We start from the raw sequence: 14527 nt of genomic DNA, 5'->3' as shown, positions 1-14527 counted from the left end.
TATTCATGTCAGCCCCCATACATCTATGAGGTGAAGGATATGGAATTAGTAGAAATTAGACAAGAGCTTGAAAATATGGCTAGCAGGCTAGCTGATTTTAGGGGGTCTCTTTGACTTAGAAACAAAAGAAGCCAAAATCGCAGAGCTTGAAGCGACGATGTCAGAGGCTGATTTTTGGAATGATCAGCAAAAGGCTCAAGGCGTTATCAATGAAGCCAATGCACTGAAGGATTCTGTGAATTCCTATCATGAGCTCAGTGAATCGCATGAAGAGCTGCAAATGACGCATGACTTATTAAAGGAAGATTATGACGAAGAGCTTCATGCAGAGCTTGAAAAAGAGCTGAAGAACTTAACGAAGCAATTTAACGAATTTGAGCTGCAGCTTCTCTTAAGCGAACCTTATGATAAAAACAATGCCATTCTTGAGCTTCACCCAGGTGCGGGCGGTACCGAATCACAGGATTGGGGTTCTATGCTTCTGAGAATGTACACTCGCTGGGCAGAGCGCAGAGGCTTTAAGGTCGAAACGCTTGATTACCTTCCAGGTGATGAGGCAGGAATTAAGTCGGTGACATTGCTGATCAAAGGGCATAATGCGTACGGTTATTTAAAAGCAGAAAAAGGTGTCCATCGTTTGGTCCGTATTTCTCCTTTTGATTCATCTGGCCGTAGACATACGTCCTTCGTTTCCTGTGATGTCATGCCGGAATTCAATGAAGAAATTGATATTGATATTCGGACAGAGGATATCAAGGTGGATACGTATCGTGCAAGTGGAGCAGGAGGCCAGCACGTTAATACGACGGACTCTGCTGTTCGTATTACACACATTCCAACCAATGTCGTCGTGACGTGCCAAACAGAGAGATCACAAATCAAAAACAGAGAACGTGCGATGAAAATGCTGAAATCGAAACTTTATCAAAAACGGATCGAAGAACAGCAGGCAGAATTGGATGAAATCAGAGGAGAGCAGAAAGAAATTGGCTGGGGAAGCCAAATTCGCTCTTATGTATTCCACCCTTATTCTCTTGTGAAAGACCATCGAACCAATACGGAGATGGGAAATGTTCAAGCGGTGATGGATGGAGATTTAGATTCATTTATCGATGCTTACCTACGTTCGAAATTATCATAAAAACTCGGCTTCTTGCCGGGTTTTTTTAATTGTGAGAAAATATAATGAATATAAAGGAATACATACGACATACTGATTCTATATCCTTTGTATGATGAAATTAGCAAATAAAGGGGGAAATATTTTGGGATTAACACCATTGCAAGAAACGTGGGATTTAGATGCCTTTTTTAAAGGAGGCAGTTCTTCACCAGAATTTAAGACATACCTGCAAACCATTCAGCAGCTATTAGATGAATTACGACAAAAGGTGGATGCCTTTTCAAAAGAAGGTACACACATTGAAAGTAAATTAACGTCTGTCCTTGACACGTATGAAACTACATATAAAAAATTGTCTCAAGCAGGTTCATTTGTATCCTGCCTCCAAGCTCAAAATACGAAGGATATGAAAGCAGGCAGCCTTCGAGGTACGATTGCCAAGCTGGAAGCTGATTTAGGAACCATTCTTGCACTGTTTGATCAAGCGCTTGCTGCTATCCCTGCAAACAAGTGGGAAGAACTGATGAATTCAGCAGCCTTTTCAGATGTCCGCTACATATTAAATGAGCGAAGAGACCGTGTGAAGGATCAATTACCTGTTGAACAAGAAACACTGATCCAAAAGCTGGCTGTAGATGGGTACCATGCATGGGATGAACTTTATTCCAGCTTAGTGAATAAAATTACCATTCCGTTTGAACAGCATGGTGAAACGCAGATGATCTCTGTAGGCCAAGCGGAAAATGCTATGGATGATTCAGATCGTGAAGTCAGAAAGGCCGTTTACCACAACCTAGAGCATGCATGGACGCAGGATGAACATTTATTTGCTAGTACGCTCAATCACCTTGCTGGTTTTCGTTTGCAAGTGTATGAAGCAAGAGGCTGGGATCACATTTTAAAAGAGCCGCTTGAAATTTGCCGTATGAAACAAGAAACCCTAGATGCGATGTGGTCTGTGATTGATGAACATAAGCAGCCATTCATTGATTATTTACACCGAAAAGCTGAGATGCTTGGAGTGGATAAGCTGAGCTGGTTTGATGTTGGGGCTCCTATCGGCAGTGAGACCAAAATCTATCCTTATCAAGAAGCAGCTGCTTTTATTGTGAAACATTTCGCTGGATTTGGAGAAGAGCTCGCTGCTTTTACTGAAAAAGCCTTTAACGAACGCTGGGTAGAAGCTGAGGACCGTCCAAACAAACGGGTAGGCGGCTTTTGTACAAATTTCCCTGATAGCGGAGAATCACGTATTTTTATGACCTTCTCAGGAAGTCCATCCAATGTGGCGACACTAGCGCATGAGCTTGGTCATTCGTTCCATCAGGAAGTGATGCAGGATGTTCGCATTCTGAATCGTAAATACGCAATGAATGTAGCTGAAACAGCGTCCACCTTCGCAGAAATGATTGTAGCTGATGCTTCATTAAAAGAAGCGGCAAATGAAGAGGAGCGTCTCAGCTTGTTAGAGGATAAGCTGCAGCGCAGTGTAGCATTCTTCATGAACATTCAATCTCGTTTCTTATTTGAACAGCGATTTTATGAAGAGCGTAAACAAGGAGAAGTGCCGGCTGACCGATTGAATGAATTGATGGTCGAAGCGCAGAAGGAAGCGTTTGGTGACTCATTAGATGAATACCATCCTCATTTCTGGGCGTCTAAGTTGCATTTCCATATCACGAATGTTCCATTTTATAATTTCCCATACACCTTTGGATACATGTTCTCCTTAGGAATTTATGCAAAAGCATTGCAGGCTGGTACATCATTTGAAGAGAAATATATTGCATTATTAAAAGATACTGCTTCAATGACAGTAGAAGATTTAGCCAAAAAGCATCTAGGCGTTGATCTTACCCAAAAAGCATTTTGGGAAGAAGCCATTCGTTTGGCTGTAGCAGATGCTGAAGAATTTTTAGAAGTGACGAAAAAATAAAAATGAAAAGCTCCCGTTATGGGAGCTTTTTTGCTGGCTTCAGCCAATCAAGCATTGCCTGAATGAGATCATTTTGCTGCGATAGGGCTGGAATGTCCGCCGGTTGATCCCCTTTTTGTTTGCCATACATGCCAAATTGCGCATGATTCCCGCCTTTTATTTCATGATAAACGGTTTGAGACGGCAGATTTGCTTTCGATTTCTTGATTTTCTCTTGTGTTGCCAGCCCATCCTTTTCACCTGAAATAGAAAGGATTTTCAATGAAGATTGTTTCAGGTCATCTGATGCTGGATAAGATGCTAGGAAAAAGAGTCCTTCGAGCTTGCTCTGATTTTTTTCTGCAAACATAGCGGCAGCTGCCCCGCCAAGTGAATGTCCGCCAATATACCAGTGTTTGATCGTTTGATGATCTGTGATGATGTCCTGTGCTTTGTTTGGATTGAAGATCGCAAAGGAAAATGGCATGTCAGGGATAAAGACAGAGTAGCCTTTTTTCATGAGCGTATCCCCAATATAGGCATACGCAAGTGGTTCCACCTTTGCCCCAGGATAGAGAATGATGCCAGTATCACTTTTTGGTACTTTAAATGTATAAACATTGTTTTTATGTTCCACTTGCTCCATGTTCAACTGTTTTTTTAATGCTTCTGTTGGTCCATATGTAAAGCGGCTCCATGTATAGAAAGCACCAAAAACTAAGATGATCAGTGCAAGTAATGTCATACCTGTTATCTTCAGTATTTTCTTCATCGCATGCCCTTCTTTCTCATGTACATATTAAATATACCATCATTTAATCCTATGCCAACCGGCAAGTACGCTGATCCGTCTGTGTGATAAAGTATTAATCCATTAGCACTGCATTTGGCTGTTATTTACAATCGTTTTAAGAGGGCTTAAAATAGGTGTGCATTCAGAAGTAACGGAGGAAGAAAGACATGAAGCAGGGACATTCACAATTTTGGATCGAAGTGAAAAATTATTTGTTCATTTTAATCGGATCTGCCATTGTGGCGATTGGATTTAATACGTTATTATTGCCGAATCAGATTGCAGCAGGCGGTGTGAGCGGAATTAGTACCATTATGCAGTCATTCGGCTTTGAAGCAGCGTATGTGCAATGGGGGCTCAATATTCCGCTGTTTATCGCTGGCTTTTATTTATTAGGCGGTACATTTGGAGTGAAAACACTCGTTGGCTCGATTTTTTTACCTTTCATGGTGTTTGTCACAAGACATATTGCACCTGTCACACATGAAGCGCTGCTGGCAGCTATTTTTGGCGGTGTGGTCATTGGGATCGGTATAGGGCTCGTGTTCCTTGGGAATGGGTCAACAGGTGGAACGGCACTCGCTGCCAAAATCATCAATAAGTACACAGGACTGACGCTAGGCACATGCTTAGCGATGATGGATGGCTTAATTGTTCTGGCTGCGATGACGGTCTTTGGAATCGAAGAGGGGCTGTACGCAGTCATTGGTGTGTTTATTTCGAGTAAAACGATTGATGTGGTACAGGCTGGCTTCAGTCATTCGAAAATGGCGATGATCATTACAGGGCATGAAGATGAGGTCAGACAGGCGGTTTTTGATCAAATAGACCGCGGTGTGACAAAGATCTCAGCAGTCGGAGGATATACCGATCATGACCGCCCAATTTTGATGTGTGTCGTTGGGCAGTCACAATTCACAAAGTTGAAACAAGTGGTGAAAGCAATCGATGCATCAGCATTTGTCATTGTAATGGATGCAAAAGAGGTGCTTGGTGAGGGTTTTAAAAGGGCATAAACAAGGATATAATAGCGTTGACCAAATGATTGTAAGGGAGGGAAATAGATGAAAAAAAGCGGATTAACGATGCTATTTGCAGCAATGCTTCTTGTTCTCGCGGCATGTGGAGGAAATTCAAGCAGCGAAAAAGAAGGAAGCAAAAGTGCTTCATCTGTGAGCAGTGGTGAGGAGATCTATCAGCAAAACTGTATTGGCTGTCATGGGAAAGACCTATCTGGCGGAGGCGGACCAAGCCTGAAAGAAGTAGGGAAGAAATATAATGAAAGCCAAATCGCAGATATTGCGCAAAACGGTAAAGGCTCTATGCCAAGCGGAATGGTAGATGAGAAGCAAGCAAAAGAAGTAGCAAAATGGCTTGCAGAGAAAAAATAAAACCTTTGTCTAATCGACAAGGTTTTTTTGTTTTTTTATATGTAGAAAAAGACTTTTGGATAGTATGAAAACGTATTATATTAAATTTCATTTAAAAAAATAAGGGTATAAAGGCACGTTTCTCAGTTTTGGTTGTTCTATTTACCTTTTATTTATAAGTTTTGAAATATAAATGTAATACCATTGCGTCGATTCATGACGTATAATTGGAGTTGTTGAAAATGAGACGATTCAATTTTTTCATCTTTTTGGATGAAAAGGACATAAATTGCTAGTAAGTATCGAAGGGTATGTGCGTAACCATACATAACGTTTTTTGACGAGAAGTGTCAAAACATCATGATAAGCTGTTAGTCAGCGAATAAGAAAAGATTAGGTGATTACATGATTCAAATGAAGGAAGTCTACAAGATCTATCCTAATGGCGTAAAGGCGATCAATGGAATCAATGTCTCTATCCATCCAGGAGAGTTTGTGTATGTTGTTGGCCCCAGTGGTGCTGGTAAATCCACTTTCATCAAAATGATGTATCGTGAAGAGAAGCCAACCAAAGGGCAAATCTTAATTAATAACAAAGATTTAGGTTCAATGAAGGAAAAAGAAATTCCTTACGTAAGAAGAGAAATTGGCGTAGTATTCCAAGATTTCAAGCTACTTCCAACTCTTACTGTGTTTGAGAACGTTGCATTTGCTCTTGAAGTGATTGGTGAACAGCCTCATATCATTAAGAAAAAAGTGCTTGATGTTCTCGATCTGGTCCAGCTAAAGCACAGAGCGCGCCAATTTCCTGACCAGCTGTCCGGCGGTGAACAGCAGCGTGTATCTATCGCTCGGTCGATCGTCAATAGCCCTGAGGTCGTCATTGCAGATGAGCCGACAGGAAACCTTGATCCAGACACTTCATGGGAAATCATGAAGACGCTCGAAGAGATTAATAACCGCGGAACAACAGTGGTTATGGCGACACACAACAAAGAAATTGTAAACACCATGAAGAAACGCGTCATCGCAATCGAAGATGGAATGATTGTGCGTGATGAAGCAAGAGGGGAGTACGGAATTTATGATTAAAACTCTCTCGCGGCATTTACGTGAGAGCTTCCGTTCACTAGGAAGAAACACGTGGATGACTTTTGCATCAATTAGTGCGGTTACTGTCACATTGATTTTAGTTGGGGTTTTCCTTGTGATTATGCTCAACTTGAATAACATGGCATCGAACGCTGAAAAAGAAGTAGAAGTAAAAGTATTAATCGAATTAACGGCGAATCAAAAGCAGCAGGATGAATTAAAAGCAGAAATTGAAAAGATTCCTGAAATCAGTAATGTGAAGTACTCATCTAAGGATGACGAACTGAAAGCTCTGATTAAAAGCTTTGGAGAAAATGGACAATCCATGGGACTTGTTGATCAAGAAAATCCATTAAACGATGCGTTCATTGTGAAAACAACAGATCCTCACGATACACCAAAAGTAGCGAAGAAATTAGAAAACCTAAAGGGTACATATAAAGTAACCTATGGGAAAGAAGAGGTCAGCCGACTCTTTAATGTAGTCGGAGTAGCGCGTAATGTCGGCATTGTGCTCATTATTGGACTGTTATTTACAGCTATGTTCTTAATCTCCAATACGATCAAAATTACGATCTTTGCTAGACGTAAAGAAATTGAGATTATGAAGCTGGTAGGTGCAACGAACTGGTTTATCCGCTGGCCATTCTTCATTGAAGGATTATTGCTTGGTGTATTTGGTTCCATTATACCTATTGCTCTATTGCTCGGCACGTATCAATATGCAGTGGGCTGGGTCGCACCGAGAGTACAAGGCTCATTTATTTCAATGCTTCCATACAACCCGTTTGTCTATCAAGTATCACTGATCCTGCTAGTGATCGGTGCAATCATTGGGGTATGGGGAAGCTTAACGTCTATCCGTAAATTCTTAAAAGTATAAATATATTTTGATGGCAGCATTCGAGGTTTCTATAGAAGATGTGACCGGTTGATCCGATTCATCCGGTCGGCTCTTCATGTCGACAGTTGTCATGGGAGGGGAATATCGTTTTGAAAAGAAAGCTGATGATGGCTGGAATGGCAGCGTTTATTGGAACAACGTGGCTATACATTCCAGGGAACGAGAATCGTGCATTCGCATACGAAGACCTAGATCAAAAGCGTCAACAAATCGAAGAGAAAACATCGAAGACTGAATCAAACTTGAAGAAGAAAAAGTCAGAGCTGGCAAAGCTTGAAAAGAAAGAATCAAAGCTCAAGAAAGAAATTGAACAAATTGACCAAAAGGTAAGTACTGCAACTGAAAAAGTCGCTGAAAAAGAGAAAGAAGTTAAAAAAACGAAGCAAGAGATCAAGAAGCTAAAAAAAGACATTCAAGTTATCAATGAGCGAATTGAAAAAAGAAAAGCCATTTTCAAAGACCGAATTCGTTCTATGCAAAAAAGCGGCGGTACGATCAACTATTTAGATGTGCTGCTAGGTGCTCGCAGCTTTAGTGATTTTGTCGGTCGTGTTGGGGCTGTCACAACGATTGTCGAAGCCGACAAAGACATGATTACAGAACATGAAAATGATTTAAAGCTGGTGGAGCAAAAAGAAGCAGAGCTAAATAATCAGCTAAGTGGACTTGAAACATCTCTGAAAGAGCTAGAGGCACTGAAAAAAGATTTATCTAAGAAGCATAAAGAAAAAGAACATATTTTAGGTGATGTGACAGATAAAAAAAATCATGCACATGATGAACTAGGCAAGCTTGAGAATGAACAAGAAATTCTTGCGAACCAAAAAGCGGCTGTGAAGTCTGAGGAAGCACACCGTCAAAAGGAAGAAGAGGCGAAAGCAAAACAAGCAGCTGAAAAAAATGAACCTGCACCTCGTAGCGGCGGCTCAGATCAAGTATCTGATACACCAGCAAGCAGCTCAGGCTTTATTAAACCAGCTGCAGGGCGTTTCTCATCTGGCTTTGGCGGACGTTCTGGCGGAAACCACTTCGGATTAGATATTGCAGCAAAAGGCACAGTTCCTGTCTATGCAGCAGCATCTGGAACCGTTACAAACTCAAGCTACTCATCGAGCTACGGAAATGTTGTGTTCATTACGCACAATATCAATGGACAGACATATCAAACTGTATACGCTCACCTGTCTACAAGAAGTGTGTCAACAGGACAGAGAGTTGAACAAGGACAATTCCTTGGCTATATGGGAAATACCGGCCAATCACATGGTCAGCATCTTCATTTTGAAATTCATAAAGGATTATGGAATGGCGCGAAATCAAATGCAGTCAATCCAGCGCAATATATCCGCTAATCAAAAAGCCGATAACATGTCGTTATCGGCTTTTTTGGTCTAGATAGAATTAAAATAATAGCAGTAATCCGGCAATAATAGGTGTTAACAGAACAGCTGATTTCAATAAGAGCTTCGGTGCAAGGCGTGTGAATTTCGCGCCGATAAATGCGCCTAAGACGGTTCCAATTAATATTTGGATCAGCAAGATAAAATCAACATAGCCCTCTGAAATATATCCAATTCCACCGCCGATGGAAATCGGAATAATGACAAGCATTGTCGTGCCAACGGCTTGCCTTATCGACAGCTTCAGTAAAATCAAAAGTCCTACTTGAATAAATGGTGCAGACCCGATACCAAACATGCCTGACAGCATTCCAGACACAAGGCCTAAAATAATGCCTCTTGTCATCAGCTGACGTGAAGAAAGCGGCTGCTGCTCAGCCTCTTCATTAAGAACAAATAGTTTGATCATCATAAAAACAGCGGATAAAAAAAGCATCCCTGCTGTTAAATAGTGCAGACTCTCTTCTGGAATAAAAGGAGCGACCTTAGCCCCAGCAAAAGAAGCAATACAAGCCAGAGCCCCGACAATCAAACCAGATTTCAGCTGAATGTTTCCTTCCCGGTAGTGGCTGTATGCACCTGATAGTGTCGTAAATGCCATAGCGGCTAATGACGTCCCGAGTGCTGTATGGATAGGGATATCAAAAATTAATGTAAGCAATGCGATGACAAATCCGGCCCCGCCTGCTCCTACAAAACCTAATAAAATTCCTAATAAAAGCATCGTCAAGATAATATACATAGCGAAGACTCCTTCTCAATCATAACAAAATAAAAATTACACCTAATAAAATGATTCGTCAAGCCTTCACGGGAGAATGTCTTTACATGAAATCCCTTCTTCTGGCATATAATAACTCAGGTCATCAGGAAGAGTTGAAGAAGGAGGCCAAATATGAAAAAACAAATCGCATCTATTATGGCAAGTGTCGTTCTCTTAATAAGTGCAGGTGTGATGACGCATAAAGAGGGAACTCATGCGGAGTCACCGCAAGCAGCTGCTGCAATGGCTGGACAAGCTCAATCAAGTGATAAGGCGAAAGAGAATGGGATGGAAAAGATCGAGAAAGCCTATGACCTTATTTCGAATGAATATGTAGAGGAAGTGGATCGTCAAAAGCTGCTTGAAGGCGCGATCCAAGGAATGCTTTCAACGTTAAACGATCCATATTCAGTATACATGGACAAGCAAACCGCAAAGCAATTTTCTGATTCGCTTGATTCTTCCTTTGAGGGAATTGGGGCAGAAGTGGGGATGGATGAAGGAAAGATCATTATCGTCTCCGCCTTTAAAAAATCCCCTGCGGCAAAAGCGGGTCTAAAGCCGAAAGATGAAGTCATCAGCATTGACGGTGAGCCGATGAAAGAAAAAAGCTTAAACGATGCTGTACTGAAAATAAGAGGAAAAAAAGGAACGTCTGTCGCCTTAACAATCAAACGAAACGGGATTGAAAAAGAGCTAACGTTCCATATCAAACGAGAAGAAATCCCGCTTGAAACAGTGACTTCTTCTGTAAAAGAGGTCAATGGTCATAAAACAGGCTATATTGCGATCTCCAGCTTCTCTGAAGATACGGCGAAGGATTTCACGTCAAGCCTGAAACAACTCGAGAAAAAGGGCATAGAAGGCCTTGTACTGGATGTGAGAGGAAACCCTGGCGGCTATCTGCAAAGTGTGGAAGATATTTTGAAGCATTTTATTACGAAGGATCAGCCCTATATTCAAATCGCAGAACGGAATGGCGACCGGAAACGATATTTTTCAAAGCTGAAAGAACAAAAGCCTTACCCAGTCAATGTCTTAATTGATAAAGGAAGTGCTTCCGCTTCGGAAATACTTGCTGGAGCCATGAAAGAAGCTGGAAAATATGAAGTCGTCGGTGATGTCTCCTTTGGAAAAGGAACTGTGCAGCAGGCGGTTCCGATGGGAGATGGAAGTAATATTAAATTAACGCTTTATAAATGGCTCACGCCAAAAGGCAATTGGATTCACAAAAAAGGCGTTGTACCGACAATTGCGATTCATCAGCCTGATTACTTTACCGTAGGTCCGCTTCAGCTAAAAGAACCGCTTCAGCTTGATATGAACAATGAAGAAGTGAGACAAGCCCAGACACTGTTAAAGGGATTGTCGTTTGACCCTGGCAGGGTAGATGGATACTTTGATGAAGAAACGAAAAAGGCCGTACTTGCCTTCCAAAGCACATACAATCTTGATAAATCAGGTGTCATTGATTTGAAAACAGCGGAAATGATGAACAAAATGGTGGATGAAGTGAAATCATACGAAAAAAATGACCTTCAATTGCAGACTGCACTAAAAGCACTATATCTTAAAAAATAAAGAGGCGAATAATTGCCTCTTTTTTTTGGTTCATAAGTGTCACGAACATGTAATAATTTATTTATAAAAATAAATTATATCGAGAAATATATTCATTTATTTTACAAAAAACATAACATTCCTTCAATTTTACCCGATAACATATGTATATAAGAGACTTTCTGTTGATTTAAACATGTCATGAAAATGAAACTTTTGAAAGTTGTATGTTACATAAATAATTCTTACAATAAAAAGTAGCACTCATTTTAAATATTTTATTTTTTGCGGATATTCAGCTTGAGCATTAAGCTGTACCGAGGTTTGCGCTTTTCTTAAAAGAACTAGTAAATGGGGGTACACAATTGAAAAGGGCAAGTATTGTGAGAGAGAAAAAATATTACGAGTTGGTAGAGGAACTTAAGAGTCGTACGAAAGATGTGACGTTTTCCGCTACAAAGGCATTAAGTCTGCTCATGCTGTTAAGCAGGTACTTGGTCAATTACACAACGGTAGAATCAGTCGACGAAATCGATGAAGACTGTGCTGAGATATACTTCAATTATTTAATGGATAATCATAAGAGACTTGGTATAAACTTAACCGACATCAAGAGGTCGATGCAGCTGCTCGGCGGCATACTAGATGTAGATGTCAATCATTACTTAAAAGATTTTTCACTGTCGAATGTCACACTTTGGATGAATCAGGAGAAATAAACCTGATGTCAAGCATCGATTTATTTGATAGAATAAGAGAAAATGCTTGACTTGGGCGGTGAACGATAATGAGCTCGGAGTGGATGGGAGCCGGATTAAAAGCGGTCGGTCTGTTTTTAATCCATCCTCTTTTTTATTTCATGATATTAATCAGCCTATTGCATGGCTACATCCGCGTAAAGCGGGAGAGAAAAGCGTTTCAAACAAGAATAGAAGATGTATACGATGAACTTAAATTTACATATTCAAAGGGATGGATTCTAGGGATTTGCCTATCCGTCATTTCAGTAGGCTTAGGGATTGCCCTCCCTCCTGGATTCATCGTGCTGATTGCAGCGATGACCATCGTTTTCTCTTTATTCTTTAAGGCGAGTGCGCTTTCGTCTGCATACACACTCGGTTTCAGTTTTATTGCGGCACTTGGATTGATGCATTTCCAAGTGAGTCATTCTTGGCTGCCGCAGCTCTCAATGATGAATGCATCAGCCGTTGTCATTCTGCTAGGACTTTTATTAATGACCGAGGGGATTCTAGCCTATCGAACGGCGCATTTACGTACATCGCCTGCTATGGTGATGAGTGCGAGAGGACTTTTAATTGGTCAGCAGCGGGCAAACCGTCTGTGGCTTTTACCGCTTGTTTTGCTGATGCCGACAGGTGAATTCACTTCTTCTCTGCCATGGTGGCCGGTACTTCAAGTACATGATCAAAGCTTTTCATTTATTTTGATTCCATATATCATCGGATTCGGTCAGAGAATTCAAGGCTCACTGCCAATTGTTAGTATTCAAATTACGGCACGGCGTATTCTCATGCTCGGACTCGCTGTCGCCTTATTAGGTGCTGCAAGTATTTGGTTTGAACCGATTGCTTGGGGAGCTGTATTGATTGCGGTGATAGGAAGAGCCTTTCTCTCATGGAAGCAGAGGGTCAATGACAATGCCGCCCCGTTCTACTTCTCTAAGCGTAATCAAGGGCTGATGGTCTTGGGGATTATTCCAAATACACCAGCGGCTGATTTAAAGCTTGAGATCGGAGAAGTCATTACAAAAGTGAATGGAATTGAGGTCAAAACCGTTTCGGAATTTTATGAAGCCCTTCAAACCAATCGTGCATTGACAAAGCTCGAGATCATTGGCTTAAATGGTCAGACAAGATTTGAGAAACGTGCTTCTTACGAAGGGGAGCATCATCAGCTTGGCATCCTGTTTGTGAAGGATGATCCACAGCAAGAGCCAACGGCAATTTCATCTTAAAAAAAAGCTGCTAGAGATGGCAGCTTTTTTCTTTTGGGCGCGCTTCTTTCCCATAGGATTCGCCCCATTCACGCATGGCGAAGATGATAGGCTTTAATGTATTTCCGAGAGAAGTGAGTGAATATTCGACACGAGGGGGGACCTCCTCATAGACTTCTCTATGAACAACGCCGTCTTGTTCAAGCTCACGCAATTGCAGTGTGAGGACACGCTGAGAAATTCTTGGCAGCAGCCGGCGCAATTCATTGTAGCGTTTTGGTCCGCAGGTCAAATGATAAAGGATCACTCCTTTCCATTTCCCTCCGATGACACTTGTCGTCACTGAAACGGGACAGCCATGATTGACAATACTGACTGGATTGGATGGTGCACTCATCTTAAGACTCCTTTCTAAGGCAAATTTGGTGATATACGAACAAGATGGTAACTAACGAACAAAAATGTGCGTACTTGAATCGCTCGAAGCTTTTCTTATACCATATAGATATCACATCACACATTCGGGCTGTTTGTTTTCTTATCATAACAATTTCTATATGGGAATGGAAAGAAATTGGATTGACGAAACACACACCCTAATTGGTTAATAGAAAGGATGAATACAATGCGAAACAAAGAACAATTAAAAAAAGAAATCATTGAGGCGTATGAGTTCCGCCATGCAACAAAAGAGTTTGATCCAGCGAAAAAAATATCAGAGGATGATTTTGCGTTTATTTTAGAAACAGGAAGACTTTCCCCAAGCTCTGTAGGGTTTGAGCCTTGGAAGTTCCTCGTTGTTCAAAATGAAGCATTGAGAGAAAAATTAAAAGAATATACATGGGGAGCGCAAAAGCAGCTTCCGACTGCCAGCCATTTTGTGATCATCTTGGCAAGAACAGACGCCCGTTATGATTCAGCATATGCAGAATACATCAACAAGCAAATCAAAGGAATGACAGACGAAACGTTCGAGATGGTGAAGGGACGCTACCAAGAATTCCAAGAGAATGATCTTCATTTGTTAGAAAATGAACGTACGCTCTTTGATTGGGCTTCAAAACAAACGTATATTGCCCTTGGAAACATGATGACAGCCGCTGCACAAATTGGCTTTGATTCATGCCCAGTCGAGGGATTCAGCTACGATGAGATTCATCGCATTTTAGATGAAGAAGGGCTTCTTGAAGATGGTCAGTATGATATTTCTGTCATGGCAGCCTTTGGTTATCGTGTGATCGAGCCGAAGCGCGGCAAAACGCGCCGTCCGATGGATGAAGTAGCTGTTTGGATTCGTTAAAAGAGAATGTCTGAAAAAGGATGTTGACAATTGCGTGGTTAGTCAGTATATTTAAAAAATAAAATCTTTGATGAATATACAAATTGACTATAAACGCTTTGACTTGAGAATAGTAGATGAACATCCGTTTTTTAAGAGAGCTGCGGGTTGGTGCAACGCAGTAAAACGAATCATTGAACTCGCTCAAAGAGCGGTAAGACTGAATGAATAGTAAGTCTTTACGTGTGACCTCCGTTAATGGGTTTTAAGTTGGATTCAGCAATGGCTGAATCAATTAGAGTGGTAACGCGGTTGCAAGGTCAGTCGTCTCTTCAATGAGATGACTGGCCTTTTTATATGCTTTTATCTTATAT

The 14527-nt window shown here is 41.2% G+C and carries 14 protein-coding genes and 1 other annotated feature; of the genes, 11 read left to right on the top strand and 3 right to left on the bottom strand.

Going from position 1 to position 14527, the window contains the following annotated elements; genetic code table 11:
* The first annotated feature begins 39 nt into the window (after positions 1 to 39).
* Both prfB and ACP69X_RS02130 read left to right on the top strand, forming a co-directional pair.
* Positions 40 to 1141, top strand: a protein-coding gene (gene prfB, locus ACP69X_RS02135; RefSeq protein WP_098677688.1) for a peptide chain release factor 2 whose coding sequence is annotated in 2 segments (ribosomal slippage) — positions 40 to 111 and positions 113 to 1141 — 1101 coding nt in all. Because the reading frame shifts where the segments join, the coding sequence is not laid out codon by codon here.
* A gap of 124 nt (positions 1142 to 1265) precedes the next feature.
* The gene (locus ACP69X_RS02130; protein WP_426052376.1) at positions 1266 to 3059 is read left to right on the top strand and encodes a M3 family oligoendopeptidase; all 1794 of its coding nucleotides are present in this window, start codon (positions 1266 to 1268) and stop codon (positions 3057 to 3059) included.
* Between the two features lie 16 nt (positions 3060 to 3075).
* Here the strand turns inward: ACP69X_RS02130 and ACP69X_RS02125 are convergent, their stop codons facing one another.
* On the bottom strand, positions 3076 to 3810 hold the full coding sequence (locus ACP69X_RS02125) for an alpha/beta family hydrolase (RefSeq protein WP_041088066.1): 735 nt from the start codon (positions 3808 to 3810) through the stop codon (positions 3076 to 3078).
* A gap of 188 nt (positions 3811 to 3998) precedes the next feature.
* Here ACP69X_RS02125 and ACP69X_RS02120 point away from each other — a divergent pair, with 188 nt between their 5' ends.
* The 5 genes from ACP69X_RS02120 to ACP69X_RS02100 all read left to right on the top strand — a co-directional run bounded on the left by ACP69X_RS02120 (position 3999) and on the right by ACP69X_RS02100 (position 8549).
* On the top strand, positions 3999 to 4847 hold the full coding sequence (locus ACP69X_RS02120; protein WP_024426245.1) for a YitT family protein: 849 nt from the start codon (positions 3999 to 4001) through the stop codon (positions 4845 to 4847).
* Between the two features lie 48 nt (positions 4848 to 4895).
* On the top strand, positions 4896 to 5222 hold the full coding sequence (cccB, locus tag ACP69X_RS02115) for a cytochrome c551 (RefSeq protein WP_041088068.1): 327 nt from the start codon (positions 4896 to 4898) through the stop codon (positions 5220 to 5222).
* A 384-nt stretch (positions 5223 to 5606) separates the two neighbouring features.
* Positions 5607 to 6293, top strand: coding sequence for a cell division ATP-binding protein FtsE (gene ftsE / locus ACP69X_RS02110; protein ID WP_024423601.1), 687 nt, complete (start codon positions 5607 to 5609; stop codon positions 6291 to 6293).
* The gene (gene ftsX, locus ACP69X_RS02105; protein WP_039181755.1) at positions 6286 to 7176 is read left to right on the top strand and encodes a permease-like cell division protein FtsX; all 891 of its coding nucleotides are present in this window, start codon (positions 6286 to 6288) and stop codon (positions 7174 to 7176) included. Before ftsE ends, ftsX begins: the two co-directional genes overlap by 8 nt.
* Before the next feature lie 110 nt (positions 7177 to 7286).
* On the top strand, positions 7287 to 8549 hold the full coding sequence (locus ACP69X_RS02100; RefSeq protein ID WP_305960486.1) for a murein hydrolase activator EnvC family protein: 1263 nt from the start codon (positions 7287 to 7289) through the stop codon (positions 8547 to 8549).
* Between the two features lie 49 nt (positions 8550 to 8598).
* Here ACP69X_RS02100 and ACP69X_RS02095 read toward each other — a convergent pair whose 3' ends face one another.
* Entirely contained in the window at positions 8599 to 9339 is a 741-nt protein-coding gene (locus ACP69X_RS02095; RefSeq protein ID WP_024423598.1) for a sulfite exporter TauE/SafE family protein, read from the bottom strand.
* Positions 9340 to 9492: 153 nt separating this feature from the next.
* On the opposite strand from ACP69X_RS02095, the gene ACP69X_RS02090 reads away from it, so the two are divergent.
* From ACP69X_RS02090 to ACP69X_RS02080, 3 genes are all read left to right on the top strand, one after another.
* Positions 9493 to 10941, top strand: coding sequence for a S41 family peptidase (locus ACP69X_RS02090; RefSeq protein ID WP_305960485.1), 1449 nt, complete (start codon positions 9493 to 9495; stop codon positions 10939 to 10941).
* Positions 10942 to 11285: 344 nt separating this feature from the next.
* Positions 11286 to 11639, top strand: coding sequence for a swarming motility protein SwrAA (locus ACP69X_RS02085; protein WP_007500014.1), 354 nt, complete (start codon positions 11286 to 11288; stop codon positions 11637 to 11639).
* 68 nt (positions 11640 to 11707) lie between these two features.
* Complete coding sequence (locus ACP69X_RS02080; RefSeq protein WP_426052375.1) at positions 11708 to 12895, top strand: PDZ domain-containing protein; 1188 nt, start codon at positions 11708 to 11710, stop codon at positions 12893 to 12895.
* A gap of 10 nt (positions 12896 to 12905) precedes the next feature.
* Here the strand turns inward: ACP69X_RS02080 and ACP69X_RS02075 are convergent, their stop codons facing one another.
* On the bottom strand, positions 12906 to 13271 hold the full coding sequence (locus ACP69X_RS02075; RefSeq protein ID WP_024423595.1) for a winged helix-turn-helix transcriptional regulator: 366 nt from the start codon (positions 13269 to 13271) through the stop codon (positions 12906 to 12908).
* A 228-nt stretch (positions 13272 to 13499) separates the two neighbouring features.
* Between ACP69X_RS02075 and ACP69X_RS02070 the strand changes: the two genes are divergently transcribed.
* Positions 13500 to 14174: an NAD(P)H-dependent oxidoreductase gene (locus tag ACP69X_RS02070; protein ID WP_426052374.1), complete on the top strand. Its 675-nt coding sequence runs from the start codon at positions 13500 to 13502 to the stop codon at positions 14172 to 14174.
* 89 nt (positions 14175 to 14263) lie between these two features.
* Positions 14264 to 14488 (top strand) — a binding site (T-box leader).
* The last annotated feature ends 39 nt before the right edge of the window (positions 14489 to 14527 follow it).

The sequence above is a fragment of the Bacillus sp. DC4300-2b2 genome, assembly GCF_049895685.1.
In the GTDB taxonomy this organism is placed as follows: Bacteria; Bacillota; Bacilli; order Bacillales; family Bacillaceae; genus Bacillus; species Bacillus safensis.
This window is presented reverse-complemented; position numbering and strand designations above follow the sequence as displayed.

Excerpts from the sequence above, each read along its gene's own strand:
- ACP69X_RS02080 (WP_426052375.1), top strand. The coding sequence starts at position 11,708 with ATGAGCTCGGAGTGGATGGGAGCCGGATTAAAAGCGGTCGGTCTGTTT.
- ACP69X_RS02070 (WP_426052374.1), top strand. The coding sequence starts at position 13,500 with ATGCGAAACAAAGAACAATTAAAAAAAGAAATCATTGAGGCGTATGAG.
- ACP69X_RS02075 (WP_024423595.1), bottom strand. The coding sequence starts at position 13,271 with ATGAGTGCACCATCCAATCCAGTCAGTATTGTCAATCATGGCTGTCCC.
- ACP69X_RS02090 (WP_305960485.1), top strand. The coding sequence starts at position 9,493 with ATGAAAAAACAAATCGCATCTATTATGGCAAGTGTCGTTCTCTTAATA.
- ftsX (WP_039181755.1), top strand. The coding sequence starts at position 6,286 with ATGATTAAAACTCTCTCGCGGCATTTACGTGAGAGCTTCCGTTCACTA.
- cccB (WP_041088068.1), top strand. The coding sequence starts at position 4,896 with ATGAAAAAAAGCGGATTAACGATGCTATTTGCAGCAATGCTTCTTGTT.
- ftsE (WP_024423601.1), top strand. The coding sequence starts at position 5,607 with ATGATTCAAATGAAGGAAGTCTACAAGATCTATCCTAATGGCGTAAAG.
- ACP69X_RS02120 (WP_024426245.1), top strand. The coding sequence starts at position 3,999 with ATGAAGCAGGGACATTCACAATTTTGGATCGAAGTGAAAAATTATTTG.
- ACP69X_RS02125 (WP_041088066.1), bottom strand. The coding sequence starts at position 3,810 with ATGAAGAAAATACTGAAGATAACAGGTATGACATTACTTGCACTGATC.
- ACP69X_RS02095 (WP_024423598.1), bottom strand. The coding sequence starts at position 9,339 with ATGTATATTATCTTGACGATGCTTTTATTAGGAATTTTATTAGGTTTT.